The organism is Neobacillus sp. CF12, from assembly GCF_030348765.1.
GTDB lineage: Bacteria > Bacillota > Bacilli > Bacillales > Cytobacillaceae > Neobacillus.
Genome location: NZ_JAUCEU010000007.1, coordinates 1,063,062 through 1,089,975, shown reverse-complemented (window position 1 = coordinate 1,089,975; position 26,914 = coordinate 1,063,062). Strand labels below are relative to the sequence as shown.

The following is a 26,914-nucleotide window of genomic DNA, read 5'->3' as shown; positions in this document are numbered from 1 at the left end:
GCGGACAGTTAGAAAGGTTTAGATTTACATATGTTAAATATCTTATTCTGATTTGGGAATTCTAAAAATTATGGAGGGATAATTGATGATAAATAAAGTAGATATTGTTAGATTAACAAGTGCTGAAATATCAGTTTTATGGGCTACAAATATTAATATCAGTGTAGTAATCTGCTTAATGACTCACTTTATTGAAACGTGTACTGATCCTGAGATTCTTATAAGACTTGAGGAGACAAAGCATTTGGCTCAGAAACATAAGAATGATTTAGAGCAATTATTTTTAAAGGAGAACATCATTGTTCCTGAAGGATTTAAAGCGGAGAAACATGTAGTGCCAAAAGCACCAAAACTATTTTCGGATATCTATTACATACAGTGTGTTCTACAGATGTCGAAATTTGGGGTGGCATCACATACGGCGAGTTTAACAATTGCTGCTAGAGAGGATGTGCGGATGTTATTTAAAAACCTCATGGACGATGTTTCTCAATTGTATAATAACGTTGTTACAAGTATGCAAGAAAAAGGGATATATGTAAGAATGCCTTTTATGAATTATCCATCACAAATTGATTTTGTTAATAAAGAAAATTTTATGACCGGTTGGTTCGGGCGTAGACGTTCATTGTTAGGCATTGAAGTCACACATCTCTTGATTAATGCAGTTCAGAATGAAATGGGCATGCATATGTGCACTGGTTTTTCACAAGTAACAAAGGATAGTGAACTTCAGGAATATTTTCTTCGAGGAAAAAATTTATGTCAATATATTTTAAGCTCCATTCATGACACATTGGAAGAAAGTGAAGTACCAGCAGCTGTTACATGGGACCAAGGTGTAACTACTTCGACTATTCCTCCATTTTCTGAGCAATTAATGCTATTTGTCATCGGAATGCTTTCTAATCTGGGGATAGGAGCATATGGTATGGGATTATCAACTACCATGCGTAGAGATATAAGTGCCATGTACGCAAATTTTATAACCAAAACAGGAGCTTTTGCTGAAGATGGAATGAATTTATTGATTGAAAGAAATTGGATGGAGCAGCCTCCTCAATTTGAAGTTGTGAAATAACATAGGAGAACAACATGAAGACAATTTTAAAATCCCCAGCTCTGTTAGTTCTAGATGTTCAAAAAGGTTTTGATGATCCCTATTGGGGAGAGCGTAACAACCCTCAAGCAGAGGAGAATATTTTAAAGCTTTTAACTGAGTGGAGAAAACGTGGCTGGGAGGTTATTTATTCTCAGCATTTATCGTTATTGCCTAATTCACCTCTCAATTATCAAAATAAAGTAGGTGTCGAGTTTAAGGAAATCATTAAACCGTTACCACATGAGATTGTTTTTCAAAAAAATGTTAATAGTGCGTACATTGGGACAAAATTAGAGTTGTACTTAAGGGAAAAGCAATTGACTTCTCTGGTAATTACGGGGTTATCCACTCAACACTGTGTTTCCACGACTACAAGGATGAGTGGAAATTTAGGGTTTGAAACTTTCCTTGTAGAAGATGCGAGTGCTGCATTCGAAATTACCGACCATACTGGGACAACCCATTCTCCTAAGGATGTACATATGTATGAAGTGGCTGCATTACATAACGAGTTTGCGACTATAGTTAAGACGGTTGAACTACTGACGGAACTGCAGCAAAGCGGTTATCCAAACCAAACATAATTACAATAAGGCAAAGGTGTCAATATTCGTTGACACCTTTTTCTATGTCTTAAATGCAATAACTTTTTGTGAATAATTAGAAAAGTAACCATTTTGTGGTAAAATTAAAAAAATAGATAGGGTGAGGAGAACAATATGGGGGAATTTCTTTGGGCAATCATTACATTAGGTATAATTCTTTTCGTTAATTGGGGTGCAGCAACATTATTCCATTCCAATTTTATGGATTGGTTATTTATGGCGGGACTGGTAGTGACATGCAGTATTTGGTTTTTCAATTCTTCAGGCGGATTTACTTCTGATTTAGCTGATGCAAGGCTACAAAGCGGTAATAATGATGATAATTGGGCAGCCACTGAAGTGAAGACAAAAATTGATAGGCAAAAACTTAATTTCCAACCTACAACTGCTTTTTATGTTGCTGTTGGCTACACAGTGGTCGCTGGAATCATATCTTTAATTTACTTCAAAGACTTTTTTATCAACTAATTCAAGAAGTTTAACTCCAGCAGAGGGAATCCCTCTGTTGTATCATTTTCTAGAGTAAATACCTCATCTTTCTTGAATGATAAATGAACGGACGGTAAAATAACATCAATCACACCAGATGAGGTATATACATGAAAAGGTATAAATTAATAAAAGATTTCAGATATATTTATAAAAGAGGAATGATTTTCTATGTAATAGCCGAATCTGAGTTTATCGGTGTTAAAGAGTTTGTTTTACAAACCATAAATTTAGACGGCAAAATCATTCTATCGGAAAAAGAACTGAAGGATTATTTTAGGCAATTGTATTAAACTATTTTGGTTTATCAGCGTTCCAATCCATTGTAGAAGGATTTCTTTCAATTTAAAAGCTTTTAAATAATTTATAATTATCATATAATAGAAGATATTTGGATTTAAAAATAATTGATATAGATTACTTTATGGATTTTTTTGAGACAGAAGAGATGTTTGACTGGATCATCCTAGTGATTGTGAAAACGCCTACATCTTTTTTGCGCAAATTTCAAGAGAAAAGGTTGGTTATTATGAGCAACAGTGAAACTAAAACGGACGTCATTTTAATCGGTGCCGGAATCATGAGTGCTACTTTAGGGACACTCTTGAAAGAATTAGTACCAGAATGGGATATTAAAGTATTTGAGAAACTCGAGAATGCTGGAGAAGAAAGTTCTAATGAATGGAATAATGCTGGAACGGGGCATGCCGCACTTTGTGAACTAAACTACACAGTTGAAAAACCAGATGGATCGGTCGATATTAGTAAAGCAATAAAAATTAATGAACAGTTTCAGGTTTCCATGCAGTTTTGGTCATACCTTGTAAAGAACAAGTTGGTAAATAATCCACAGGAATTCATAAGACAATTGCCTCATATGAGTATGGTACTAGGCGAAGAGAATGTAAACTTCTTAAAGAAACGTTTTGAAGCCATGTCTGCTAATCCCCTTTTCCAAGGGATGGAATTCTCCGACGATCCTGAAAAATTGATGGAATGGATTCCTCTTATTATGGAAGGACGAAAGTGGAATGAACCTATAGCAGCCACAAAAGCTGACTTAGGAACGGATGTCAACTTTGGTGCTTTAACACGTATGTTGTTTGAGCATTTAGAGAAGAAAAATGTAAAAATAAACTATAATCATAGTGTAAATGATATTAAACGTACAAACGATGGTATGTGGGAATTGAAAGTCCAGAATCTCTTTAGTGGTACGGTCAAACGCCATACTGCAAAGTTCGTGTTTATCGGTGGCGGTGGAGGAAGCCTGCATTTACTGCAAAAGTCCGGTATACCTGAGGGCAAACATATTGGAGGATTCCCGGTTAGCGGAATATTTATGGTATGTAATAATCCTGAAGTTGTAGCACAGCATCATGCAAAAGTATACGGCAAAGCAAAGGTTGGTGCTCCGCCGATGTCTGTTCCACATCTTGATACAAGATTTATCGAAAATGAAAAAACATTGTTATTTGGACCATTTGCTGGCTTCTCGCCCAAGTTCTTGAAAACAGGTTCAGTGCTTGATTTAGTAACTTCCGTAAAACCGAACAATGTCTTAACGATGTTGGCTGCTGGCGCAAAAGAGATGTCATTGACAAAATACCTGATTCAGCAAGTGATGTTAACGAAAGAACAACGAATGGAAGAGTTGCGTGAATTTATTCCGAGTGCTGTTGCTGAGGATTGGGATTTTGTTGTAGCTGGTCAACGAGTACAAGTTATTAAAGATACTGAGGCTGGTAAGGGAACGCTTCAATTTGGTACCGAAGTAATCACAGGTGCAAATGGCTCAATTGCTGCCTTGCTAGGCGCATCACCTGGTGCTTCTACTGCTGTACACGTAATGCTTGAGGTAATTAATAAATGTTTCCCAGAACATATGAAAGAGTGGGAGTCGAAAATCAAGGAAATGATCCCTTCTTATGGCGTTTCACTATTGGAAAACCCACTGTTACTGAAGGATATCCATACTTCAACAGCACAATCGCTTGGTCTTAGCGAAAAAGAGATGGCCTTTAGTTAATTCTTTACTAACCGAGAGAAAAGAGAGGTTACGTCATGATAAAAGTAGTTGCCGAAGGAAAATTAAAGCTAGAAGTGAATATAGAAGAATATTTAATTCAGGCTAGAGAATTGGTCGCAGAAACAAGAAAAGAAGAAGGCTGTATCACATACGCACTTCATCAAGATATCAATGATCCATCTATCGTCACGATGCTGGAAGAATGGGTCGATGTAGAGGCTTTGAATCAACACAATAAAGCTGAACATGTCAAAAGAATTGTACCGGGTCTTAGGAGTATGCGTGAAAGTACAGAAGTTAACATTTATAAAGAAGTCGAGTAATTTTCATTGAATAATAAAAAAGTAACCGTCCTAGTTAAACTGGAACGGTTACTTTTTTTATACGATGATAAGTCTTAATGCTCCAATAAGCGCAAATCCAAGAATAAGTGTTTGAAAGACTTTTTGCGGGATGAGAGGTACCACTTTGATACCGATGACTGCTCCTATTAAAATAGTAGGAATCAACCAAGCATTAAACGTGATGGAATCAACCGTAATTAAACCTAAACTGATATAAAACGGTATCTTAATCAAATTCACAAACATGAAAAACCATGCCCCTGTGCCAACAAACTCTTTTTTTGGTAAGCCTTTCATCAATAAATAGATGGCCATAACACCGCCAGCAGCATTTCCTATCATAGTCGTAAATCCTGCTAAAATCCCCATAGATACCGTGAACCATAAGGACTTAGGAAGTACCTTCGTAAACTTTTCTCCTAATCTCTCACGACTAACATGTAAGATTATTAGTGCTAATACGATCATGCCAATAAGTGGTTTTAACTGATCACTATTTATTTGGTTAAGGACAAAATAACCGATTACGATTCCGATTAGTACCCATGGTATCAGTGAAATGAGATATTTCCAAACGACACTTCGACGATAAAAAATAACAGCGAAGAGATCACCAACCACAAGCATGGGCAATAAGATACCGATTGATTCTTTTGCAGGGAAAACATACATTAGAATAGTAGCGACAAGAATTCCCATGCTGGATACTCCGGTTTTTGTAAAACCGATAAACACAGTACTTAAAATAACAACAATCCATTCGATGTAAGATAATTCAAAAATGATGTCTCACCCCTGTTTTATAATCTCTATATTATTTTAAAGCAGAAAAGGATATATTTCTATAAATAGTTTCTTTCCAGAGTATATAACGGTAATAGAAAAAGGAAAGCAGTGGAGGATTACACTCCCTACTTTCCTTATTATTTCTAGTTCTTTTTAAATTTGCTGCCTGTACTCTTAGAACGGAGTTTTGTCATCATGTCATCAACTTTTTGCTGTTCAGATAGGGTGGTGTGTTTGTCCAATTTCATCGATGTAATTTTATCATTTTCAATGGTAATCTCGAAATAGGACTGTTCCTTGCTGCCTTCTGGCAATTCTTCTGTTGGAATGATAAATTCTTTTTTCATTTCCTCGACTAAAATAACAGCAAATTGATTGTCTTCGATTCTGTCTAAATATCCTTTAATAAGCCTAACCTCCTACACAAGCAAGTCCTTGTGATTTAATATCAGCAATTCTGGCTGGACCAATTCCTGATTCTTCCTAAATCATCAACTGATGTGAAAGGTCTTAATTTTATTAAATCTTGCGCACGGGCAGCACCAATGTGAATGATTTCTTGTAATTGCTCAGGAGTGGCACTATTTACGTTAACACAATTGCCAACAATCGGCGCGGATTCCACTTTTGCCTCATCTTTTGCAGTGCTTCCACTACTTGAGGGTGTAATGGTGCCTTCTTTTTTCGTTAATACTTTATATTCCTTCCCATCCGTTTCAACAATGATGGTCCCATTAACATCAGTTCCATAAAGCTGAATGTTTGAACCTTTAACAAGGTTTACCACCTCATCATGTGGATGGCCATACGTATTATTTAGCCCGGAACTGTAAATCGCAACAGCTGGATTCACTCTTTGTAAAAACGTCGGATGAGTGGAAGTGGTTGAACCGTGATGGCCCAGTTTCATAATGTCAGCTGTTACATCAATTCCACTTTGAAGCATGTTTAATTCATCATCAGTTGTGGCATCACCTGTTAAAATAAATGTAACTTTACCATAGGTTAATTTTAACGAAATTGATTCTTCATTATCATGCTCGCTTATCGTTTTTGGGTATAAGACATCAATCTTGAGCGGGCCAACTTCAAACTGATCACCCATTCTTGGTTCATAGTAGTCAACGTCTTTAGAATTGATTGCTTGTAACAACCTTTGAAAGGTCTTAGAGGGGTTCGTATTACCCGATAACCATACCTCTCCTACGTTTAAAGTGTTAATGACTTGATCCAACTGTCCAATGTGGTCGGCATCCGGGTGTGTCCCAATCGCAATATCAAGTTGTGATACACGCTGAGATGAAAGATAATTGACGACTTCATTACCAGTCCAGTTTCCAGCATCAATGAGAATTGCAAAGTCTTCATCCTCATCGGAAAATTGCAGTAACGTCGAGTCACCCTGCCCAACATCAATGAAGTGGACCTTAAGGCCAGATAAGGCCGCTTGTGTCACTTCATTATTTTTGGTTTCTTCTTTTTCCGGAGGCAATGATTTTTCTGTTTTGTTATCTTCTCTAGTGGCGATATCTGTTTGATTAGGATTGACTGGTTCTTGTCCACAACCACTTAGAATAAAAATAATGATAAAACTAAATAGAGCAAAAAGGTAACGTTTTTGCATTCAATTCCCCCTTTTCACCTATTAGCTTAACATATTTCAACCAAATTCAGACAATTTTGGACTGACTGAGTAATATCATCTTCAGTTTTCTATATTTTTAGGTGTTGATGCAGGCAAGCCGAGGAATTCAATGATATGATTAATTTAATTTAGAAGGCAAGGGAAGGAGTATGTAATGATAAATTATAATGGGCGTCATTTTGTTTCAATTGAGAATACAGAAAATGGAGAAGTTTCTTCACAAACTTTCTTTGAATACAAACAGGAAGGAAACATTATCTCGGCAACTTATGGTGGTGGAGATATCGTACAAGGGACATTAATTGGAATTGTGAGGAAAGATGGTTCCTTAGAATTCAGATACAATCACGTGAATTCCAAATCTGAAATTAGAGGAGGCAAATGTGTTTCTACTCCCAAAATCTTGCCTGACGGACGAATTAGACTATATGAAAATTGGCAATGGCTTGATGCGGAAACTACAGAGGGAAGCTCAATTATTGAAGAAGTGTTTAGGTGAAATGAATAAATTATTCATTTTTTAGCCAGTGTGTGAAAAAAAGAAATATTACTTGCTTAAAATTTGAGTGCCAGGTACTGTCCGATATGTTGGAAGGTGCTTGGCACTTTTTAAAAGCAAAACAGTTTTATTAAAAGATTTAATTACCCTGTTCAATTTGAGTTAGCCGTTCCATAATTCTCCGTTTTCGGAATAACATTTTTCCTGCTTCAGCAACATCACTAATGGACGAGCGATTAATAAACGCGCCGAATATCATTCCTGCAATCGGGATCATTTGAAAGAGTTTTTTCCAGCCAAATGAATCGCGATAAGTGGTTACAACTTCACGCCACCCCTGCAATTGGGAGATCATTTGTTGATTTTGACTGCCTTGATGAAAGGAAGAAAGATCGTCTAAAATTGCTTTTTTCCCAACAATATCGGAGGAAGTAAATTGCAAACATTTTACAATGAAAATTCTTTCGGATTTTTCTTTCGGATCATACCCATAACATAAGGAAATCTCCTGTAAGACTTTAAGTGATAATCCTAAAAGAACAGGGATATCAACGGCAAGGGTAAAAATCCCGCCAATTCCAGTGGTTGCACCTTGAACGGTTGCTATTTTCGTTCTAGAATTTGCAATCTCATCGGCAATCTTATCCATTTGGCTAATGGGAACTTGTTCAAGTAATCCAACATGAAGTTCATTGGATGGAGTATGGGGTGCAATCTTCTTCAGTATATTTTCTTCTTTAATTAAATATTGGCCGCCAGTCTGGATGTAGTTTCCTAATTCATCGATCGCTAAACCGATTTTATCTTGAATAAATTTAGGCGTCAGCTTATCAAGCAGCATGAAGGGTAAACGGCCAATCTTTTCCCAGAACCATAAATCCTTTTGTTCATTTTCCCATGTTTCGATCTTTCTCAATTCTTCCTTTAGATAATCCGTTGATTCTACATCTATCAAAACATTCACTCCATTTTCATCAATTAAATAGGTTTGTAAGTATATACGTAAAAAACAACTAACAAGTTTCAATATTAATATGTACCAATTTTTTAAACAGCAATTCTTGAATAGGATACGAACACTTTCTGAAAGGAATATTTCAAGCTAAACGAAAATATTTATATAAAGTAGAAAGTTAACTGGTACACTCTGTGCCCCTATAGTGTTCTAGAAGGGAGCAAATTCGTTGAATCGGTATCGTAATCGAAATGTACAAATAGCCATTTTAGTACTCATATGCATACTAGTCATCCTGATTGTTCATGCGATTCTTCATATTAAAATATACATTGTATATAGTACAGGTGTGGGTCCGATTCTTTTAATAGGACTAATCATTTTCCTAATAGCTTTACTATATTTTCAAGGATAAAAATATTGTATTTTCACTTTCCAAATGGTAAAATATATCTCCACTGTTAAAAAAAGCATCTACAAAAGGTTTGTAGATGTTTCTTTTTGTGCTGTTTGAATTTCCAAATGGAGAGGTGACGGTTTAAGAGAATGAGTTCAAAAAAACAAAAATCAGTTCGTGAGCACAAGGATTATCAATTAGAAATTGAGCGCTTAGAGTTTACCAAGGAATACATAAAAAGTGTTTTGGAAATGTCAAAGGGGAATAAAGAACAATTTGTTGAAAATCTGAAGGAAGCTTTTGCCGAACTTGATACTTCAGATAGCAGTTTAAGCTATATGACTCTTTTGACTAATGCTCAGTATTTAGAACTGGCAAAGAGTGAATTGGAAAGATTAGAAAGCGTGATTGGCAAACCGTACTTTTCAAGAATTAATTTTACGAGCAGCGGTGATACCAATGAAGAGATTTTATATATTGGGAAAGCATCGCTGTTTGATCGTGTGAACCAGATACCGATCATTGTCGATTGGCGGTCACCGATTGCAAATGTTTACTACGATGGCCGACTGGGGGATGTCACGTATGACGCTTATGGAGAAACGCAAAGCGGCTATTTATCTCTTAAAAGGCAGTATGAAATAGAAGAAGGTTTACTGAAAGAAATCAGAGATATCGATTTAACCACTCATGATGAACTACTGCAGAAATCTTTATCAGGTAAGGCTGACAATCGTTTAACAGAAATTGTTGCCACTATTCAAAATGAACAAAATGAAGTAATCCGAGCATCTCTTAAACACCCCATCATCGTTCAAGGGGCTGCTGGCAGTGGAAAAACAACCATTGCCCTCCATAGAATATCCTACTTTCTCTACTCATCTGGGTATCGATTTCCTCCAGAAAAATTAATGATTCTCGCACCAAACCGATTGTTCATTGATTATATTTCCGCCGTTCTGCCAGATTTAGGGGTCAATAAGATTAAACAAACCACCTATATTGATTTTATGAGAAAAAGTTTAGAGAAGAAAATGAAACTATTATCTCCTAACTCAAAATTAATGACACTTCTGAAAGGTGAAGCGAAATCAAAATGGCTGCATTGGGTGTCTGGATATAAAGGCTCACTGGCGTTTAAAGAATTAATTGATAACTATTTGAAAGAAATTGAACTCAATTTAGCACCTTCAGAGGATTTTATCATCGAAAAATCACTCCTAATGAGAGGGGAAAAAATTAAAAAACTATTTTTACAAGAATTTCACTACTTACCGATTTATCGTAGATTGGATAAAATAAAAAATTTATTAGCCAATGATGTAAGATTAAAAAAGTCGATTATGCTGTCTAAAATTAAAACAAAATATGACGATGCCTTAGATAAAGCACTATACACCAGCAAACTGGATTCAGAAAAAAGAAAAGAAAAAGTAGTCTACCTGATGGATACAAAAGCAAAAAGAATTAGTACGGTGGAGCAAGAATCGAAGGTTGCAGTTAAGAATTATTTGGATCCTTTTGTAAGAAAGGATATTTTTACCTTATATAAGGAACTAATGACATCCGCTGAACTTTTACAAAAGTATTCAAGTACTCTTTCAGAAAGAGAGTGCAAGAAACTGAGTCAATACAGCCAAAGGATTTTTGCTAAAAAAGCGTTAGAACTAGAGGATTTAGCTCCTTTATTTTATATGAAGGCGAAACTTGAAGGAATCGATGAAAAATATAAAATGAAGAGTGTTTTCATTGATGAGGCTCAAGATTATAGCTATTTTCAATTTGCAGCATTAAAGGAAGGCTTTGAAACAGATTTGTTTACGATTGTTGGCGATTTGGCCCAAGGGATTCATTCTTATAGAGGATTAAATAGCTGGGAGCCGTTAGTAAAGGAAGTTTTTCCAAATGCAAATTATCATTCTTTACAAAAAAGTTATCGTACGACTGTCGAGATTATGAAGTTAGCAAATGACATTCTTTCGATTATGAAGAAAGATTTGCCGACAGTTGAGCCAGTCATTCGACATGGAGACAAACCACGTTTTACAAAAATTGATCCAGCCAATCTTTCGCAGATTAGAGAGATAATTGAACGCGATGTTCAATTACTGAAAGAGGAAGATCTGAATTCAATTGCGATCATTGGAAGAACCGACAGCGAGTGTATGCGAATACATAAAATGCTAGAAAATAGCAATCTTCCAATCCAATTACTAGAAGAAAAAGAAGATATGAAAAAGGGAAGCGTTGTAATTTTACCTTCCTACCTTTCAAAAGGATTAGAATTTGATGCTGTACTGGTCCTCTCCTTGGAGGAAGTGTTTAGCGAAGAAGAATTAGATATTAAATTGTTGTATGTGGCGATGACGAGGCCGATGCATAGATTGTATGTATATGGGAGCGAACCTTCAAACCTATTATTAGATAGAGCTGCAGCTAACCATTTTGATACGAAATGAAATAAATCCGATATTCATATAATATTTACAACCTGTAAAGCATTCTAAACAGAAATTGTTAAGAATGCTTTACAGGTTTTTATTTTGTGTAAAGGAAATGATTGATAGAGTAGGAAAATTGAAGTTGGCACGAAAGTTGCAATTGTAAAAGTATGAGGTGAGGATATGAAATTTGCTGAGTTATCCATCGGGCAGAGGTTTGAGACAATGTCCTATAAAGTAAGCAAGGAAGAAATTATTGCATTTGCTTCCCAATTTGATCCGCAGTATATGCATATTGATGAGGAAAAAGCGAAGGAGAGCAGATTTAGAGGAATTATCGCTTCAGGGTTACATACTCTAAGTCTCTCATTTAAATTATGGGTCGAAACAGGGATATTGGGTGATGATGTCATCGCTGGAACAGGGGTCAATAATCTTAAATTTACTAAACCTGTGTTTCCTGATGATGTCCTTTATGTCACTACTGAAGTAATAGAATTGGAAGAACGAAAAGAGTCTGGGGAAGTTACTTTGCTACTTTCAACTTTTAAAAATGATGGTGTTCAGGTATTAAAGGCAGAAATATCTGCACTTGTATCAAAATAATAGCACGAAGGGTGAGGATTTATATGGCTTATCAAACAATTATTCATGAAAGAAAAAATCAAACAGCGTGGATTTATTTGAATCGACCTGAAGAGATGAATTCCATTTCCAAAACCTTATTAACAGAACTGGTAGAGATTCTTCAGGAGGTGGAACAAGATGATTCCGTTCGAGTTATTGTCTTATCTGGAAAAGGGAAAGCGTTTTGTGCCGGAGCTGATTTAAAAGAATTGCTAGCTGATTTAGAAAAAAAGCCAAATGGGCAGAAGGGCTTGTTAGATATAGCAGGGGGAATATTTGAAATTCTAAACAATTTATCCAAACCTGTAATAGCGGCACTAAATGGGATTACGGCAGCAGGTGGCTTAGAAATAGCAATGACCGCAGACATTGTTATTGCATCTGAAAAAGCAAAGATTGGAGATGGCCATGCAAATTTTGGCGTTCTTCCTGGTGGAGGCGGGGCTGTAAGACTGCCACGGAAAATAGGAATGAACCACGCAAAGTATTTGTTATTTACCGGAGAATTTATAACAGGCCAGAAAATGAAAGAATATGGATTGGTAAATGAAGTGGTCCCAGCAGAAGAACTAGAAAGAGCAGTACAGGAAATAGCAGATAAAATTTCTGCTAAGAGCCCGCTTGTATTAAGAGAAATGAAAAGGCTTGCTAGAGACGGTCAAGAGCAGCCGCTTGATATTGCATTAAGACAAGAATTATTGGCACTAAAGAATCATACCCGGTCATATGATTTTCAAGAAGGACTAGCAGCGTTTGCAGAGAAAAGGATACCAAATTTTAAGGGTTATTAAACAATACAGTGAGGTAGAGCCATTTTTGCCCAACCTCACTTTGTATCTATTTGGTATATTACTTAGAAGCTAATTATCGGATTTAGTTCAATTGGTATTTTTTCAATTTTGCATAAAGCCAAGGACGACTGATACCAAGAATTTCACTGGCTTTTGACTTATTTCCTTTTGCTTCTTTTAGGGCAGAAAGAATCAAATCTTTCTCTGTAAAGTCCAAGCGATCTTTAAAGGTGGAAGGAGCCGGTTTTGCATCTGTTTTTTCTACATGATGTTGGACGAAGTTTGGTATATCGTCACCATCAATATAATCTCCCGTTTTTAGATTGGCTGCTCTTTCAAGTATATTTTGGAGTTCACGAACATTTCCTGGCCAAGAATGTTTCATTAGTTTGGTCAAAGCAGAATGTGTAACACCTTTTATATAAAAGCCGCTTCGATTCAAACGATAGATAATGGCTTGAATAATGTCTGGTAAATCTTCTAGTCTATCTCGTAGAGGTGGAATATTTAATCGCAAAATATTTAAGCGATAGTATAAATCTTCTCTAAACTTTCCTTCGGCCACCAATTGTTCGATATTCTGATTTGTGGCCGCAATGATTTTTGTATTTAAATGAATGGTTTTAGAGCTGCCGATTGGCTGAAATTCTTTTTCTTGCAACACCCGTAAAATTTTCGTTTGTAATGGAAGAGACATATCACCGATTTCATCCAAGAAAATGGTTCCGTTTTGTGCAAGTTCAAATTTGCCTTTCATACCGCCTTTCTTGGCACCTGTAAAGGCGCCTTCTGCATATCCAAAAAATTCGGATTCCAATAATTCAGGTGGAATAGCGGCACAATTTACTTGAACAAATGGCCCGCTTTGTGCGGAAGTGGCATGGATTCCTTGCGCAAATAATTCTTTCCCGGTTCCGCTTTCGCCAATGATTAAAACGGTAGACATGCTCTTTGAGGCTAAGGTCGCTTCGTGTTTTACTTTCCGGATGGCTTCTGATTCACCGGCAATATCAAATAACGTATACTTTGTTCCTTTCATTTCATTGATCTCTTTTTGATAATCAAATAATTGTTTTTCCAGCTTTTTCACTTTTGTTAAAGCTTCGTGTAGATGCGTTAACCCCCGGTACGTCACTTTACATATGGCACTGATGGTTTCGCCATTTTCCTTAATTGGAAGGATGGAAATAAGAGATTGCTGTCCGGCAATAATTTGCGGGGTATTGTGGATGCTTATCCCGCTGGAAATGACATTTTCTATTTCTAGTTCAGGAAATAATACACTAGTAGATTTATTTAATACATCCTTGCTCGTTAATCCGAATAAATCGGTGAATCCACGGTTAACCATGGTAATCTCTGCTTTTTTATTTACAAGAATAATTGCATCATAGGCAATTTCGAGAACAGATGTTAATTGGCTATAAACAAAACTATAGGAAGACAGTAATTGTTCTGTTGAAATCACTCCAATGGGAATATTGTTCTCGTCAACAACGGGTGCATGTCCGATATTATGCTTCAAAAGCAGTCTTCTTGTATCATCGATTGTCTCGGAAGGGCGAAGGAAGATGGGATCTGGGATGTAGAATTGGTCTATGGTTGTATCATAGGCTGGTTGAGTAGTTAAAAATTGAAAAACCTTATTCTTTGTAATAACTCCAATCAATTTATTGAAATGATCCACCACCGGAAGGATATTGGAGGATGTTTTAGTAAACATAGGAAGTAATTCACGTAACGTTTGATCTTTAGTGCAACAGACAAAATTTGTTGTCATGAGATCGGAAACGAACAATTAGATCAACTCCTTTTCAGTGTCATTATAGCAGAAGAAACTGTAAGCGTTAATAATTTTGTGTTAATTGATTTGCAATTAACAATTTTCTGTTAACATTCCTTTACACATTGAGCGGTAAAATCCCTCTTTACTCATAATCAAAAAATGGCACAGAACTTGCAATAGATATAAATATAAAATCTGGAAAGTGAGGAGAGTATATGAACCAATCACTTGCGATTGAAGAAGAAATCACCTTATTCAGAAAAACGATTGAAGCTTTTGCGAAAAAAGAAATAGAAGACAAATATTCCAAATGGGAGCAGGATGGAATTATACCAAGAGAACTATGGAAAAAGCTAGGGGATGCTGGCCTGCTTTGTGTGGATATTCCTGAGCAATATGGCGGTTTAGGAGCACCTTTACAGTTTGCAGCTAGTATTGTCGATGAATTTAGCAGGCTTGGTTATAGCTCTATTTCGGGAAACTTAGCTGTTCATTCCAATATCGTCGCCCATTATATTCTTAACGCGGGCTCAGAAGAACAAAAGATTCGTTATTTACCGAAAATGGCTTCTGGGGACTTTGTGGGTGCTATTGCGATGACAGAGCCTGGTGCTGGAAGCGACCTTCAGGGTATAAGAACCACTGCAATCAAAAATACTTCAACGGGAAAATACGTGATAAATGGCTCGAAAACATTTATCTCTAATGGGCAGAATTTTGATTTTGTCATTGTGGTGGCTAAAACAAATCAAGCAGTTCCTGCGGCAAAAGGTACAACACTCTTTATTATTGAAGGTGACAGTAACGGTTTAACGAAAGGAAAAAAACTAAAGAAAATAGGACTCCATTCAGCTGATACTTCTGAATTATTCCTAGAAGGTGTTAATGCGGATTCGAGCCAAATATTAGGTCAACTTGATCAAGGATTTATTACATTAATGCGTGAATTGCCAAGAGAGAGGTCGATTCTAGCGGTTGGAGCATGTGGAGCAATGGAAGGGGCTTTAGAGATTACGGTTAAATACTTACATGAACGCGAAGCCTTTGGAAAACCTCTCAGCCAGCTGCAGGTTATCCGTCATAAAATTGCTGAAATGACAACGGAAGCAAAAGTGAACCGTGCCTATGTGAATCAATGTCTAGCGCAGTTAGAAAGAAATCAACTGTCAACGGCTGATGCCAGCATTGCGAAATTATCGACAACAGAAGCTCAAGGACGGATTGTTGATGGTTGCCTACAACTTTTCGGCGGATATGGGTATATGGAGGAATATCCGATATCAAGAGCCTATACAGATGCAAGGGTTCAACGTATTTACGGCGGCACATCTGAAATTATGAAAGAAATTATTAGCAAGGATGTATTAGGGAAGTAGGAGGAGAGGAGGAAACGATGTGGGGATTTTAAACGGCTTAAAAGTCTTGGATTTCACTACGCTCTTGCCTGGCCCTTTTGCTACCATGATGCTGGCAGATATGGGAGCGGACGTGATTAAAGTAGAATCACCTGATCGTGTGGATTTAGCAAAACACCTACCTCCAATGGATGGAGGGGTATCGGCGTTGTTTGGACAACTGCAACGCTCGAAGCGATCATTGGCCCTAGACTTAAAGCAAAGTGAAGCAAGAGAAATCATCTATCAATTAATACAGGATTATGACATTGTCGTCGAGCAATTTCGCCCCGGCGTCATGGATAAATTGGGGATTGGTTATGAAAAGTTGAAGGAAGTCAATCCAAGAGTTATTTATTGCTCCATTACTGGGTATGGGCAAACTGGACCTCTGCGGAATCGGGCCGGGCATGATATCAACTATTTAGCCATAGCGGGTGCAGCAAGCTACTCTTCTAGGAAAAATCAGGCACCTGTTCCAGCGGGAATTCAAGTTGCCGATCTGGCAGGAGGCTCTCTGCAGTCCGTAATTGGATTATTGGCCGCGGTTTATCACCGGGAAAAAACAGGCGAGGGCCAGGACATTGATATCAGCATGACGGATGCAGTATTTTCCTTAAATGCGATGTATGGTGCCGGATATTTAGCCGGAGGAAAAGAACCTGAACCGGAATCAGAGATGTTAAATGGAGGATCCTTTTATGATTACTATGAAACTCTGGATCATCGATATTTATCCGTTGGCAGTCTCGAACCGCAATTTCAAACTAGATTATGTCAATTAATTGGGGATAGTAATCTAGTAAAACTGAGCAGCAGTCAGAAACCTGACGAACAAAAAGCATTTAAAAGAATTTTAGCAGCAGCCATTAAACAGAAATCATTTGAGGAATGGCTGACCATTCTTGGTGATGATTTTGATGGCTGTGTGGAACCTGTATTGAAATTTTCAGAAGCGGTAAATCATCCGCAAATACAGGAAAGAAACTTGGTAGTTGCAGTACCAAAGTTACAAGGGGGTACTCAAAAGCAGATTGCCTTTCCGATTAAGTTTTCTACACAGCCTGCAGAGTATCATTTTACAGGCGTAGAGACTGGATCGCATTCGGAGGAAATTTTAAAAGAGGCTGGCTTTGATTCACATACAATTGAAACATTGGCTGATAAAGGAGTTTTTGGAAAACAACTAAAAAGTAGAGGAGATGTTAGAAGATGAATTTACAAGATAAAGTAGCAGTGGTAACAGGGGGAGCGTCAGGATTGGGATTAGCGACAGTTACAAGATTAGTAGAGAAGGGTGCTAAGGTTGTCATCTTTGATTTAAATGAAACAAAAGCGAAGGAAGCCGTCGAACAATTAGGTGAGAAAGTGCAGTATGCATTAGTGAATGTGGCCGATGAAGAATCCGTTCAAAAAGGAATCAACCAAACCATTGAAGCTTTTGGAGCAATTCATATCTGTGTAAACTGTGCTGGTGTTGGTACACCTGGGAAAACGATTGGCAAAAAGGGTGTTTTACCGCTTGAGGATTTTAATAAGGTCATAGGAATTAACTTAATTGGTACCTTTAATGTATTAAGACTAGCCGCGAATGAAATGAAAAATAATGAACCACTCACGGATTCTGGAGAAAGAGGTGTCATCATCAATACCGCTTCAGTGGCAGCCTTTGATGGTCAAATGGGGCAGGCAGCATATGGTGCAAGTAAAGCTGGCGTCGCTGGAATGACGCTTCCGGTTTCTCGAGATTTATCAGGTTTAGGAATTCGTGTGAACACGATTGCACCAGGCTTATTTATGACACCTATGGCCGATACATTACCTGAAAATGTGATAGAAAAGTTAGCGAATAGCGTAGAGTTTCCAAAACGATTAGGGCGTCCATCGGAATTTGCAGAGTTAGCGACTTTTATAATGGAGCATGAATATTTAAACGGAGAAGTGATTCGTTTAGATGGCGGGATTCGTATGTCTCCTAGATAAAATCTAGCAATCTATGAAGTTATAAAGGAGGTAAGTGTTGTGACGAGGCAAGCAAATGTTATCGGGGTCAGTATGGTGAAGTTTGAAAAGCCAGGCAGAAACGAGCCCTATGAGGTTATGGCCTCAAAGGCGATCACAGGTGCCTTGATGGATGCAGGAATTGATTTAGCGGATGTTGAGCAAGCCTATGCAAGCTATGTTTATGGGGATAGCACATGTGGTCAAACAGCTTTATATCAAGTAGGAATGACGGGCATTCCGATTATTAATGTGAATAATAATTGCTCTTCAGGTTCAACAGCTCTTTACATGGCACGACAAGCAGTGGAATCTGGTTCCGCCGACTGTGTGCTGGCTTTTGGATTTGAAGAAATGAAACCAGGGGCGCTTGGGGATAATTGGACCGATCGTACATCACCATTCCAATGGATTTACAATCGTTTCAACGAATTGAACAGTGAATTACCTGATGGTCCTGTCGCATTAAAAGTTTTTGGTGCAGCAGGAATAGAGTATCTTGAAAAATATGGTGCCAATCCGGATATCTTTGGGAAAGTAGCGGTGAAATCAAGAAAACACGCCGTTAATAATCCATATTCTTTGTTTACAAAAGAGCTTCAATTAGAGGAGATCATGAATTCACCTGTAATTTATCCTGGACTGACTCGATTTATGGCTTGCCCGCCGACATGTGGAGCAGCAGCGGTTATCGTTTGTAGCGATGGTTTTGCCAAGAAACATTCTATTAATCATCCTGTCAAAATTATCGCACAATCGATGACAACAGATACACCTGATAGCTATGAGGACAATCTTCATTTAGTCGGCAGAGGCATGACGGCTCGTGCAGCAGGGCTGGTTTATGACAAAGCTGGCATAGGACCTGAGGATGTAGATGTAATCGAACTACACGATTGCTTTACTCCTAATGAGGTTATTACCTATGAAGCATTAGCCCTTTGTGGTGAAGGGGAAGCAGAAAAATTCATCAATGATCAAGAGAATACCTATGGTGGCAAATACGTCATCAACCCATCTGGCGGGTTAATGTCAAAAGGGCACCCGCTTGGTGCAACAGGTTTGGCACAATGTACGGAGTTGGTTTGGCATTTACGCGGGACCGCGGGTAAGCGGCAAGTAGAAGGAGCGAGGACAGCCCTACAGCATAATTTAGGGCTTGGTGGTGCGTGCGTCGTAACTTTATATCAAAAAGTGTAAGTGAATTTTGATAGTGATTGAATGCTGTAAAGGAAGGAGTGAAAATAGAGTGAGTGTTGTCAACACAACCCTTAACGAAGGGGTATATGAGATTGAACTTAATCGTCCCAATTACCTTAATGCATTAAATCAAGAGTTATTTTTAGAATTAACAGAAGCGGTGAGAGAGGCAAAGCAGAATCCAGCTGTTCGCGCATGTTTACTCTATGGGAATGGAAGAGGATTTTGCGCAGGTGGGGACTTGAAGGATTTCGGGATAGACCCCTCAAATCCGAATGAAGTTAGAGAGTTTTTGCAAAAAGGCCATGAAGCGATCATTGACCTTTATAATATGGAAAAACCCGTGATAGCAGCTGTGCACGGACCAGCAGTTGGGGCGGGATGCAACTTAGCTTTTGCCTGTGATTTAATCGTTGCAGAAGAAGGTGCTGTGTTCTCTGAAATATTTGCCAAAGTGGGGGCAATTCCAGATTTAGGAGGGTTATACTTCCTGCCCCAAAAGATTGGAATGCATAAAGCAGCGGAATTAATTTTTACCGGTAAGAAAATTAATGCCCAGACCGCATTAGACTACGGTTTAATTAATGAAGTTGTAGCAAATGGTCAGGGAATTGAAAAGGGAAGAGAACTCGCACAACAATTAGCAAATGGACCGACAAAGGCACTAGGAGTGGCGAAGCGAATTATGCACCAATCTGCACATTTGTCCTTAGAAGAAATCTTAGAACTGGAAGCGTATGGACAATCACTCATTTTCCAAACCCGTGATTTTTCAGAAGGAAGAAAGGCATTTGCTGAAAAACGAGAAGCTAGATTTCTGGGATATTAGGAAGGATTCTAAAGTATAGGCACATCAGTAGCGAAAATTTAGTAAAATAGTAATCATTAAGAAAGACGAGCTTCTCTAAACCAATTAAGGGAGGATATGATGGGGATGTTCAACAATCTAAAAACGAGAGGGATTATTGGAGATGGGTTAAAAAGGGCAAGTTATCGGTTCCCTACAAAACAAGCCTTGCTCTATTATAGTGCAGAGGGAAAGCGAATTTCTTACACCTATAAAGAATTGAACGAAAAGGTGAATCAAACCGTACATTCATTTGTTCAAATGGGGATAGAAAAGGGAGATAGAATTGCTGTCATTGGACGGAATAGTCCTGAAATAGTTATTTTGTCTTATGCTCTTTTAAAAATTGGTGCTTGGATTACCCCCTTGAATTTTATGTTAAAACCCCATGAGATTAGCCAATTAATACATTTTTCGAAAGCAAAGATGTTTTTTGTAGACGGTTTGAATATGGAAGGTGTTCAGTCTATTGCCAATGAATTACAGAGTATTGAAAAATTTATTGCTTTTCGTACAAACGAAGTGCCGACCGGCTGGGAAGATTTCAGCCAATTTGTAAATGGAAGTGCCGATGAATTGGAAACGGAAATTGATGATGAGGATGTGGCTGCGTTATTCTACACAAGCGGAACAGAGTCATTACCAAAGGGTGTCATGATTACCCATCGTAACTTTTTCCATACCAATTATTCATATATGGCAAATGGAGTTTTTCAACCTGAGGATAAATTGTTGCTATCTCTTCCATTAATTCATATGGCAGGCTTTACTTTCATGTTAAATAGCCACATGGTAGGGCTAACCATTGTCATGACAGAAATACCTATTCCAGCACAAATGGCGATGTTGATTGACAAGCATAAAGTGAGTTTCACGGCCTTACCGCCAACTTTATACTTGGGCATTCTTAATGTTGCTGACGATCATGATCTCACTTCGCTTCGTAAATTGATCACGTGGTCAAGTACGATTCCAAAAAATATGGTTGTGGGTTGGAATCAACTTTCACCGAATGCGAACTTTTTCACCATACAAGGTTCGAGTGAAACAACAGCCGCTCCTTTAACCGGAAGCTGGTTTAAAACATGGGAAGAAGTTCCAAATGGTGATGGCAGATATGTCGGTAGAGTGATGCATACTGGCAGTGAAATCAGACTTGTTGATGATTTAGGCAACGAAGTTCCTGATGGTGAACCGGGTGAGCAAATTGCCCGAGGTCCAGTGGTGGTCAAGGGTTATTATAATAATGAAGAAGCAAATATGAAGGCATTTCGTAATGGCTGGTATCATACTGGTGATGTGCTTATTCGGGACAAGGAAGGCAACTATTATTTTGCCGATCGGAAAAAAGATATCGTTAAAACAGGTGGGGAGAATGTCTCTAGTCAAGAAATTGAAAGCGTCCTCAGTCTTCATCCGGAAATTTTGCAATGTGCTGTTTTCGGTGTCCCTGATCCACGTTGGGGAGAAGCCGTAACGGCAGCGGTCGTATTAAAGGATGGATCCACTCTTACAAAAGAAGAAATCATTGACTATTGCAAGAAAAAATTGTCTGGTTTTAAAACTCCAAAGTATATTGTGTTTAGAACTAGTCTGCCGACTACATCTGCTGGCAAATTATTAAAGAGAACCTTGAAAGATGAATACAAAAACTTATTACAAGAAATATAAAAGAAAAGTACCAGGCACCATCCAATTTGGATGATGCCTGGTACTTTTTGCTATTTTTCATTTCAGTAAATTCGTTTAGTTAACACCGTGCACCTGCCATTGATCGGAACAACCAAGCGTTACTTGTAAAAATTAGCTCAAACTAGGTTACCCCACGGCACATAGTAGTGGCTACTTATGGCTGCTTCCTTCCGGACCTGACCAGATTCATAGGTACCATTGCGTAGGACCCAGCTTTTCAACACTATTTTTACAAGGCAGACCTTACATGCTCAAACCTAAGGAAGGATTTCAACCCTGCTATGGCGGATTGCAGGTAACAGGGCACCGCCAACTCCCCGTCTAGCACGGTATGTATAGGCTAGACTTTACTTATGTTTGTTTGGTGTAGCGACGGCGCATGAAATGGCTGTAAGCCAGGTTCTGTTCCTGCGTGCTTCAAACGATGCCAATCTCGCACAACAGGTGTAATCATATAACTATCGGTCACGAAGACCGATCCATCCGTTTGGTTCATTTCCCGTGGGATGGTGCCCCTACCATAGTTTGGGTTGCTCGCTCGTGGGGTTTACCCGTTCCATTTCTTCTGTTTCCAGAAGAATTCGTCACTGTGGCACTTTCAGGGTACACTCTGCATATCCATCAAGGACTTAGCAAGATTTCCCCGCCGTCAGCAGTACAAGGTCTGCTGCCCACCTTTGCAGATGGCACGAACACTCCGGGCATCTCAGCACCGGGCGAGCCTGGACTTTCCTCAACCCATGTAAACATGAGCCGCGATTACTCACCATTTCATGTTTTGTTTCTCTTGACTACGAAAATAAATATATCACAAAAGAGAGAATGCGGTCATTAGGAGGCGTGTCCCAGAGTTGGAATATTTAGGACTTAGTTAAATGCCAGTACTTTTTTATTTAAACAATATTGCCATTCTCATTGTTCATTTTAGGATAGCAGTTAAAAAATGATAAGGCAGATGGACATAGTTATACCATATTTGGGGGAAAGTATTGGAAAAACGATCAAATGGAGCATAAAATGAATTTCATTTCCTTTGTATTAAAAAAGTTCATAAAAAATGAATCCAAACAGATTCCTTTTGAACAGAAGTCTAAACCGTTTGTAGGAGTATTTACTTCAATAGATGAAAATATTTCTTTTTTTAAGCATACTTTTTCTGGTTCAGAAGATTTAATCATGAAAGAAATAAACATAAGAAATAACCAGGGGATTCTAATCTTCTTAAATACGATGACAGATTCCGATAAAATTCAAGATAATATCCTAAAACCTTTTCTAGAAGCAAATGGCGACCAGATCGAAAATGTATTGAAAGTTAAATTTCTAAAATCAGATAACTTAAAAAAAGCACAAGAAGAACTTTTAAATGGATCCTGTATCATAATCTTTGATGGCGACCAAGAATTTTACATGTTGGAAGTTGCCATCTCCAATGATCGGGCAGTCATGGAACCTAATAATGAACAAGTGATAAAGGGATCTCATGAAGGTTTTATCGAAAACCTTTTGACAAATCTCCATTTAATTAGGAAATCGATTAGAACTTCAGACTTAGTCATGGAACACTTATCAGTGGGTGTGCAAATTCAATCCAAGCTAGCCATGGTTTATATGAAAGACCTAGCAAATAAGGAAATAATAAATGAATTCAAACGAAGGATCAATTATATTTCTATGGATCATTTACCCAGCATTGGATTTCTTCAGGAATTAATAGAAGATTCCACATGGTCACCTTTTCCACAGATTTTAAGTACAGAGAGAGTAGATCGTGTATTAGGTCATCTGAATGAAGGTCGAGTTGCGGTTTTTATGGAAGGGAGTCCTACTTGTTTACTTATACCCGTCACGTTCTTTGCATTCTTTCATTCACCTGATGATTATAATTCACGCTGGATGATTGGAACGTTTGTCCGTGCCATGAGACTCATGAGCATTGCCATTGCGGTTAATTTACCTGCTATTTACATTGCAGTGATTGGTTTTCATTTCGAAGTATTGCCGGATGATTTAGTTCTCCCTATTGTAAGTTCAATTAGAAATATTCCATTTCCCCCATTAATTGAAGCACTTGTCATGGAGTTGACCATTGAGCTGATTCGTGAGGCTGGTGTACGGCTTCCAGCAAGAATTGGCCCAACTATTGGTATTGTCGGGGGGCTAGTTATTGGTGATGCGGTTGTCCGTGCTGGACTCATTTCGAATACCATGATTGTAGTTGTGGCGATTACGGCCGTTGCAGCCTACAGCATCCCAGCCACAGAAATGAGCGATGCCGTTCGATTTTTGCGTTTTCCCCTTATGATTCTTGCTTCAACTTTTGGATTTGTTGGGATTGTTTTTGGATTTATGTTTACTTTAGCTCATTTATGCCGGTTAGAATCATTTGGTACACCCTATTTTGCACCTTGGGCACCATTTCGTTTAAAAGATATAAAAGATACTTTTATTCGTTTACCTCTATGGAAATTTAATACACGTCCGCTCGATTCAAAGCCGAAAATTCTGAAAAAGCAATCTTTGCCAAGAGGGTGGAAGACTAATGAAACCAACCGCGAATAGAATCACAAATAAACAGCTAGTATTCATGATTATCCAGGCTCAAATTGGTGTTGGAATATTATCGTTGCCACATGATGTGGCATCAATAGCAAAACAGGATGGCTGGATTTCTACCATAATAGCAGGAGTATTTTCACAGGCGATTATTTTCGTCATTTGGGGACTCTGCAGAAGATTTCCTGACCTTTCACTGTATCAAATCCTGCCGAAATTACTAGGGAAAGCTTTCGGGAAATTATTTATTTTTTGTTATGCTTTGTATTTTATGGTAACAGGGAGCTTAGTTCTAGCAAGATATAGTGACATTATCGATAAATGGATTTTGCCGAGTACCCCAAATTGGATCACCATGCTTTTAATGCTACTAACCTGCATTTACATCGTCAGTGAGGGTTTAACCAGTATAGCAAGATTCTATGTACTGGTATCGCCAATTCTGATTGTATTAGTAGTGTTGATTTCGTATTCCATGAAAGATGCGAACTTATTGTATATCTTTCCAATAGGGGATCATAGCATTTCAACGATATTGAAAGGTTCAAAAGAAGCAGCCTTCTCGATGTTGGGCTTTGAACTTTTTCTCTTTATCCATCCATATGTTCAATCTTCCGGAAAAGACAAGCTCGTCGCCATCACTACAGCAAACATATTTGTCACAATCTTTTATACCTTTATGGTGATGGCAAGTATTGTCTATTTCGAACCTAATGTGGATATAGGACTGACTCCAGAGCCATTATTGTATATGATTAAAGCTTATTCGTTCCAGGTTCTCGAAAGGACGGATTTATTTTTCTTATCGCTCTGGCTGGTCATCGTTGCTACTTCGATAGCAAACTGGTTATTATTATCGTCAATGGGGTTGGCCAGCCTTGTTCGAAAAAAACACTATGCCCGCTTTCTTCCAGTTGTTGCCGGGATCTATTTGGTTTTGGCTCTTATCCCTGATCAAGGAAAAGACTTTGAAAATTTTAATCAGTTTCTAGGGCCCACGCACTATATTTTTATTGTCATTATACCTGTAATTCTATTAATTCTTTCGTTTATTTTATCGAAAAAAGAAGCGGTGAATAAGGCATGAAAGGAAAACAGCCTATCTTGGCAGTTCTATGTTTATTACTTACTGGGTGCTGGGACCAGCACCTGATGAAGAATGCGGTATTGGTGCAGATTTTAAGTTTTGATTTAACACCGAAAGAGGAACTTTTATTAGGGGTTTCCATCCCCGTAATTGAGGAGTCCTCCGGGGGTCCGCAAGCCTCGGTGAAAAGCGAAACATTTTCTGCTAGCGGTCATACACCGAGGGATAGCCGTCTGAAAATCGACAGAGAAATATCTGGAATATTAGATACATCTAAGAATAAACTGATCCTGTTCGGCGAACGTATTGCTGGTACCGGTATTTATTCTTCATTAGATGTCATTTGGAGAGATCCGCGAAATTCACTGGGGGCTACACTAGGGATTGTGGAAGGTGAGGCAATTAATCTGCTTGGTATTAAACCAAAACATGAGACAAACGTAAGCGAATATATACAAGACGCTCTAATAAGCGCAGAAGAAAACTCGATCATTCCGAATCAAACGATCCAGACGCTTGCTTCAGAAATGATTGATCCCGGAGAAGATATCGTCCTTCCACACCTTAAAATGAATAATAAGAAAAGCGCAGTGGTTGTAGGACTAGCCCTAATGAATGAAAAAAAATATTCAGGAAAATTACCGCCGCAAGAATCAACCCTCCTGCTTTTATTGAATAACAAAAAAGGAAAGAACGCTCGATTTACAAAACAAGTAAATAATGATGAGCAAGCCGAATTAAATAATTATATTTCCTTTAATGTCCAAAATATGAAAAGAAAATTAAAGGTTCAAGTAAAAGATAGAGAGGTATCTGTTTCGATAAATTTAGATGTAAAGATAAGCGTTGAAGAGTACCCAAAGGGGGATGTTCCAGAGGATATAGATCGTCTAAATAAGTTATTATCAAAAGAGCTTACAGAAGACGCGAAACAGGTTATTACAAAATTACAGCAGGCGAATTGTGACGCATTTGGAATTGGGAGGAGACTGATCGCGTTTCACCCCAAAACCTGGGAAGTTCTAGATAAGAAGGATTATTTTAAGAATATTAAGTTTAATACAGTTGTCGAAGCTGAAATTATCAAACACGGAATTGTCATGTAACAATTGAAGTTAGAAACCACGAGCTCCAAGTTGCTTCGTGTTTTCTTTTTCAAAAAAGACGGAATATTCTTAAATTAAAAGTATATATGTATAAAGAAAGTAACTAACCTCATGAAAGGATGATGTCTGAATGGATTGGCTATGGCTGGTTGGTCGGGCGGTATTTGGTCTTTATTTTGCTTATTCAGGTCTAAATCATTTCATCCAATTTCAAGGTTTAAAGCAATATGCGTCCTATAAGAAGGTACCAGCACCAGGACTATCGGTAGTGGTAACTGGATTAATGCTCCTAGCAGGTGGATTGAGTATCCTTACGTCATATTGGATAGAATGGGGACTGTATTTATTAGTAATATTCCTAGTGGTTTCAGCTTTCATAATGCATAATTTCTGGAAAGAAACAGATCAGAATGCAAAAGTAGGCGAAATGAATCAATTCCTAAAGAATATTGCATTAGCCGCAGCTGCTTTAATGTTACTCTCCATCACAAATTGGACTTGGTAAAAAATATCAGTATATAAAAAGCCGACCCTC

Annotated in this window: 26 protein-coding genes and 2 other RNA genes; 21 read left to right on the top strand and 7 right to left on the bottom strand. The window is 38.0% G+C overall.

Going from position 1 to position 26,914, the window contains the following annotated elements:
* The first annotated feature begins 85 nt into the window (after positions 1 to 85).
* From QUG14_RS05490 to QUG14_RS05465, 6 genes are all read left to right on the top strand, one after another.
* Positions 86 to 1,081, top strand: coding sequence for a DUF3231 family protein (locus QUG14_RS05490; RefSeq protein WP_289339514.1), 996 nt, complete (start codon positions 86 to 88; stop codon positions 1,079 to 1,081).
* Positions 1,082 to 1,095: 14 nt separating this feature from the next.
* Positions 1,096 to 1,686, top strand: coding sequence for a cysteine hydrolase family protein (locus QUG14_RS05485; RefSeq protein ID WP_289339513.1), 591 nt, complete (start codon positions 1,096 to 1,098; stop codon positions 1,684 to 1,686).
* Positions 1,687 to 1,821: 135 nt separating this feature from the next.
* Positions 1,822 to 2,175 (top strand): hypothetical protein, encoded by a 354-nt coding sequence (locus QUG14_RS05480; protein ID WP_289339512.1) that lies wholly within the window; start codon positions 1,822 to 1,824, stop codon positions 2,173 to 2,175.
* A gap of 131 nt (positions 2,176 to 2,306) precedes the next feature.
* Positions 2,307 to 2,489 (top strand): hypothetical protein, encoded by a 183-nt coding sequence (locus tag QUG14_RS05475; protein ID WP_289339511.1) that lies wholly within the window; start codon positions 2,307 to 2,309, stop codon positions 2,487 to 2,489.
* Between the two features lie 236 nt (positions 2,490 to 2,725).
* Positions 2,726 to 4,225, top strand: coding sequence for a malate:quinone oxidoreductase (locus tag QUG14_RS05470; protein WP_289339510.1), 1,500 nt, complete (start codon positions 2,726 to 2,728; stop codon positions 4,223 to 4,225).
* Between the two features lie 35 nt (positions 4,226 to 4,260).
* Positions 4,261 to 4,548, top strand: coding sequence for a putative quinol monooxygenase (locus tag QUG14_RS05465; RefSeq protein ID WP_289339509.1), 288 nt, complete (start codon positions 4,261 to 4,263; stop codon positions 4,546 to 4,548).
* A gap of 57 nt (positions 4,549 to 4,605) precedes the next feature.
* On the opposite strand, the gene QUG14_RS05460 is transcribed toward QUG14_RS05465, so the two are convergent.
* From QUG14_RS05460 to QUG14_RS05450, 3 genes are all read right to left on the bottom strand, one after another.
* Positions 4,606 to 5,304 (bottom strand): sulfite exporter TauE/SafE family protein, encoded by a 699-nt coding sequence (locus QUG14_RS05460; RefSeq protein WP_353961063.1) that lies wholly within the window; start codon positions 5,302 to 5,304, stop codon positions 4,606 to 4,608.
* Positions 5,305 to 5,498: 194 nt separating this feature from the next.
* Complete coding sequence (locus QUG14_RS05455) at positions 5,499 to 5,741, bottom strand: DUF3006 family protein (protein WP_289344075.1); 243 nt, start codon at positions 5,739 to 5,741, stop codon at positions 5,499 to 5,501.
* 62 nt (positions 5,742 to 5,803) lie between these two features.
* Entirely contained in the window at positions 5,804 to 6,979 is a 1,176-nt protein-coding gene (locus tag QUG14_RS05450) for an MBL fold metallo-hydrolase (protein WP_289339508.1), read from the bottom strand.
* A gap of 175 nt (positions 6,980 to 7,154) precedes the next feature.
* Between QUG14_RS05450 and QUG14_RS05445 the strand changes: the two genes are divergently transcribed.
* Positions 7,155 to 7,499 (top strand): avidin-fold protein, encoded by a 345-nt coding sequence (locus tag QUG14_RS05445; protein WP_289339507.1) that lies wholly within the window; start codon positions 7,155 to 7,157, stop codon positions 7,497 to 7,499.
* A 139-nt stretch (positions 7,500 to 7,638) separates the two neighbouring features.
* Here QUG14_RS05445 and QUG14_RS05440 read toward each other — a convergent pair whose 3' ends face one another.
* A complete protein-coding gene (locus QUG14_RS05440; protein WP_289339506.1) occupies positions 7,639 to 8,454 on the bottom strand; it encodes an EcsC family protein in 816 nt (271 codons plus the stop codon).
* A 229-nt stretch (positions 8,455 to 8,683) separates the two neighbouring features.
* Between QUG14_RS05440 and QUG14_RS05435 the strand changes: the two genes are divergently transcribed.
* From QUG14_RS05435 to QUG14_RS05420, 4 genes are all read left to right on the top strand, one after another.
* Positions 8,684 to 8,869, top strand: coding sequence for a hypothetical protein (locus tag QUG14_RS05435; protein ID WP_289339504.1), 186 nt, complete (start codon positions 8,684 to 8,686; stop codon positions 8,867 to 8,869).
* 131 nt (positions 8,870 to 9,000) lie between these two features.
* On the top strand, positions 9,001 to 11,310 hold the full coding sequence (gene helD, locus QUG14_RS05430; RefSeq protein WP_289339503.1) for an RNA polymerase recycling motor HelD: 2,310 nt from the start codon (positions 9,001 to 9,003) through the stop codon (positions 11,308 to 11,310).
* 165 nt (positions 11,311 to 11,475) lie between these two features.
* A complete protein-coding gene (locus QUG14_RS05425) occupies positions 11,476 to 11,898 on the top strand; it encodes a MaoC family dehydratase (RefSeq protein WP_289339502.1) in 423 nt (140 codons plus the stop codon).
* A gap of 23 nt (positions 11,899 to 11,921) precedes the next feature.
* Complete coding sequence (locus QUG14_RS05420) at positions 11,922 to 12,710, top strand: enoyl-CoA hydratase/isomerase family protein (protein WP_289339501.1); 789 nt, start codon at positions 11,922 to 11,924, stop codon at positions 12,708 to 12,710.
* Between the two features lie 82 nt (positions 12,711 to 12,792).
* Here the strand turns inward: QUG14_RS05420 and QUG14_RS05415 are convergent, their stop codons facing one another.
* Positions 12,793 to 14,508, bottom strand: a complete 1,716-nt coding sequence (locus QUG14_RS05415; RefSeq protein ID WP_289339500.1) for a sigma-54-dependent Fis family transcriptional regulator — start codon at positions 14,506 to 14,508, stop codon at positions 12,793 to 12,795.
* A 203-nt stretch (positions 14,509 to 14,711) separates the two neighbouring features.
* On the opposite strand from QUG14_RS05415, the gene QUG14_RS05410 reads away from it, so the two are divergent.
* From QUG14_RS05410 to QUG14_RS05385, 6 genes are all read left to right on the top strand, one after another.
* Positions 14,712 to 15,872: an acyl-CoA dehydrogenase family protein gene (locus QUG14_RS05410; protein WP_289339499.1), complete on the top strand. Its 1,161-nt coding sequence runs from the start codon at positions 14,712 to 14,714 to the stop codon at positions 15,870 to 15,872.
* 19 nt (positions 15,873 to 15,891) lie between these two features.
* Positions 15,892 to 17,106, top strand: coding sequence for a CaiB/BaiF CoA transferase family protein (locus QUG14_RS05405; protein WP_289339498.1), 1,215 nt, complete (start codon positions 15,892 to 15,894; stop codon positions 17,104 to 17,106).
* A complete protein-coding gene (locus QUG14_RS05400) occupies positions 17,103 to 17,873 on the top strand; it encodes a 3-hydroxyacyl-CoA dehydrogenase (RefSeq protein ID WP_289339497.1) in 771 nt (256 codons plus the stop codon). Before QUG14_RS05405 ends, QUG14_RS05400 begins: the two co-directional genes overlap by 4 nt.
* Positions 17,874 to 17,912: 39 nt before the next feature.
* The gene (locus QUG14_RS05395; protein WP_289339495.1) at positions 17,913 to 19,091 is read left to right on the top strand and encodes a lipid-transfer protein; all 1,179 of its coding nucleotides are present in this window, start codon (positions 17,913 to 17,915) and stop codon (positions 19,089 to 19,091) included.
* A 49-nt stretch (positions 19,092 to 19,140) separates the two neighbouring features.
* The gene (locus QUG14_RS05390) at positions 19,141 to 19,920 is read left to right on the top strand and encodes an enoyl-CoA hydratase/isomerase family protein (protein ID WP_289339494.1); all 780 of its coding nucleotides are present in this window, start codon (positions 19,141 to 19,143) and stop codon (positions 19,918 to 19,920) included.
* Positions 19,921 to 20,019: 99 nt separating this feature from the next.
* Complete coding sequence (locus QUG14_RS05385; protein WP_289339493.1) at positions 20,020 to 21,609, top strand: AMP-binding protein; 1,590 nt, start codon at positions 20,020 to 20,022, stop codon at positions 21,607 to 21,609.
* An 85-nt stretch (positions 21,610 to 21,694) separates the two neighbouring features.
* On the opposite strand, the gene ffs is transcribed toward QUG14_RS05385, so the two are convergent.
* Both ffs and rnpB read right to left on the bottom strand, forming a co-directional pair.
* Positions 21,695 to 21,960: signal recognition particle sRNA large type (ffs, locus tag QUG14_RS05380), an RNA gene on the bottom strand.
* Positions 21,961 to 22,016: 56 nt separating this feature from the next.
* An RNA gene (rnpB, locus tag QUG14_RS05375) (RNase P RNA component class B) lies at positions 22,017 to 22,401 on the bottom strand.
* Between the two features lie 246 nt (positions 22,402 to 22,647).
* On the opposite strand from rnpB, the gene QUG14_RS05370 reads away from it, so the two are divergent.
* The 4 genes from QUG14_RS05370 to QUG14_RS05355 all read left to right on the top strand — a co-directional run bounded on the left by QUG14_RS05370 (position 22,648) and on the right by QUG14_RS05355 (position 26,884).
* Positions 22,648 to 24,192, top strand: coding sequence for a spore germination protein (locus QUG14_RS05370; protein WP_289339492.1), 1,545 nt, complete (start codon positions 22,648 to 22,650; stop codon positions 24,190 to 24,192).
* On the top strand, positions 24,173 to 25,273 hold the full coding sequence (locus tag QUG14_RS05365; protein WP_289339491.1) for a GerAB/ArcD/ProY family transporter: 1,101 nt from the start codon (positions 24,173 to 24,175) through the stop codon (positions 25,271 to 25,273). The genes QUG14_RS05370 and QUG14_RS05365 overlap by 20 nt, the downstream gene beginning before the upstream one ends.
* Positions 25,270 to 26,379 (top strand): Ger(x)C family spore germination protein, encoded by a 1,110-nt coding sequence (locus QUG14_RS05360; RefSeq protein WP_289339490.1) that lies wholly within the window; start codon positions 25,270 to 25,272, stop codon positions 26,377 to 26,379. The genes QUG14_RS05365 and QUG14_RS05360 overlap by 4 nt, the downstream gene beginning before the upstream one ends.
* A gap of 130 nt (positions 26,380 to 26,509) precedes the next feature.
* Positions 26,510 to 26,884 carry a DoxX family protein gene (locus tag QUG14_RS05355; RefSeq protein ID WP_289339489.1) on the top strand — a complete coding sequence of 125 codons (375 nt, stop codon included), beginning with the start codon at positions 26,510 to 26,512 and terminating at the stop codon, positions 26,882 to 26,884.
* Positions 26,885 to 26,914 lie beyond the last annotated feature (30 nt).

Coding starts and splice junctions, on each gene's coding strand:
- QUG14_RS05470 (WP_289339510.1), top strand. CDS start 2,726: ATGAGCAACAGTGAAACTAAAACGGACGTCATTTTAATCGGTGCCGGA.
- QUG14_RS05360 (WP_289339490.1), top strand. CDS start 25,270: ATGAAAGGAAAACAGCCTATCTTGGCAGTTCTATGTTTATTACTTACT.
- QUG14_RS05385 (WP_289339493.1), top strand. CDS start 20,020: ATGGGGATGTTCAACAATCTAAAAACGAGAGGGATTATTGGAGATGGG.
- QUG14_RS05370 (WP_289339492.1), top strand. CDS start 22,648: ATGAATTTCATTTCCTTTGTATTAAAAAAGTTCATAAAAAATGAATCC.
- QUG14_RS05410 (WP_289339499.1), top strand. CDS start 14,712: ATGAACCAATCACTTGCGATTGAAGAAGAAATCACCTTATTCAGAAAA.
- QUG14_RS05365 (WP_289339491.1), top strand. CDS start 24,173: ATGAAACCAACCGCGAATAGAATCACAAATAAACAGCTAGTATTCATG.
- QUG14_RS05475 (WP_289339511.1), top strand. CDS start 2,307: ATGAAAAGGTATAAATTAATAAAAGATTTCAGATATATTTATAAAAGA.
- QUG14_RS05450 (WP_289339508.1), bottom strand. CDS start 6,979: ATGCAAAAACGTTACCTTTTTGCTCTATTTAGTTTTATCATTATTTTT.
- QUG14_RS05490 (WP_289339514.1), top strand. CDS start 86: ATGATAAATAAAGTAGATATTGTTAGATTAACAAGTGCTGAAATATCA.
- QUG14_RS05400 (WP_289339497.1), top strand. CDS start 17,103: ATGAATTTACAAGATAAAGTAGCAGTGGTAACAGGGGGAGCGTCAGGA.
- QUG14_RS05355 (WP_289339489.1), top strand. CDS start 26,510: ATGGATTGGCTATGGCTGGTTGGTCGGGCGGTATTTGGTCTTTATTTT.
- QUG14_RS05425 (WP_289339502.1), top strand. CDS start 11,476: ATGAAATTTGCTGAGTTATCCATCGGGCAGAGGTTTGAGACAATGTCC.
- QUG14_RS05465 (WP_289339509.1), top strand. CDS start 4,261: ATGATAAAAGTAGTTGCCGAAGGAAAATTAAAGCTAGAAGTGAATATA.
- QUG14_RS05445 (WP_289339507.1), top strand. CDS start 7,155: ATGATAAATTATAATGGGCGTCATTTTGTTTCAATTGAGAATACAGAA.
- QUG14_RS05420 (WP_289339501.1), top strand. CDS start 11,922: ATGGCTTATCAAACAATTATTCATGAAAGAAAAAATCAAACAGCGTGG.
- QUG14_RS05485 (WP_289339513.1), top strand. CDS start 1,096: ATGAAGACAATTTTAAAATCCCCAGCTCTGTTAGTTCTAGATGTTCAA.
- helD (WP_289339503.1), top strand. CDS start 9,001: ATGAGTTCAAAAAAACAAAAATCAGTTCGTGAGCACAAGGATTATCAA.
- QUG14_RS05480 (WP_289339512.1), top strand. CDS start 1,822: ATGGGGGAATTTCTTTGGGCAATCATTACATTAGGTATAATTCTTTTC.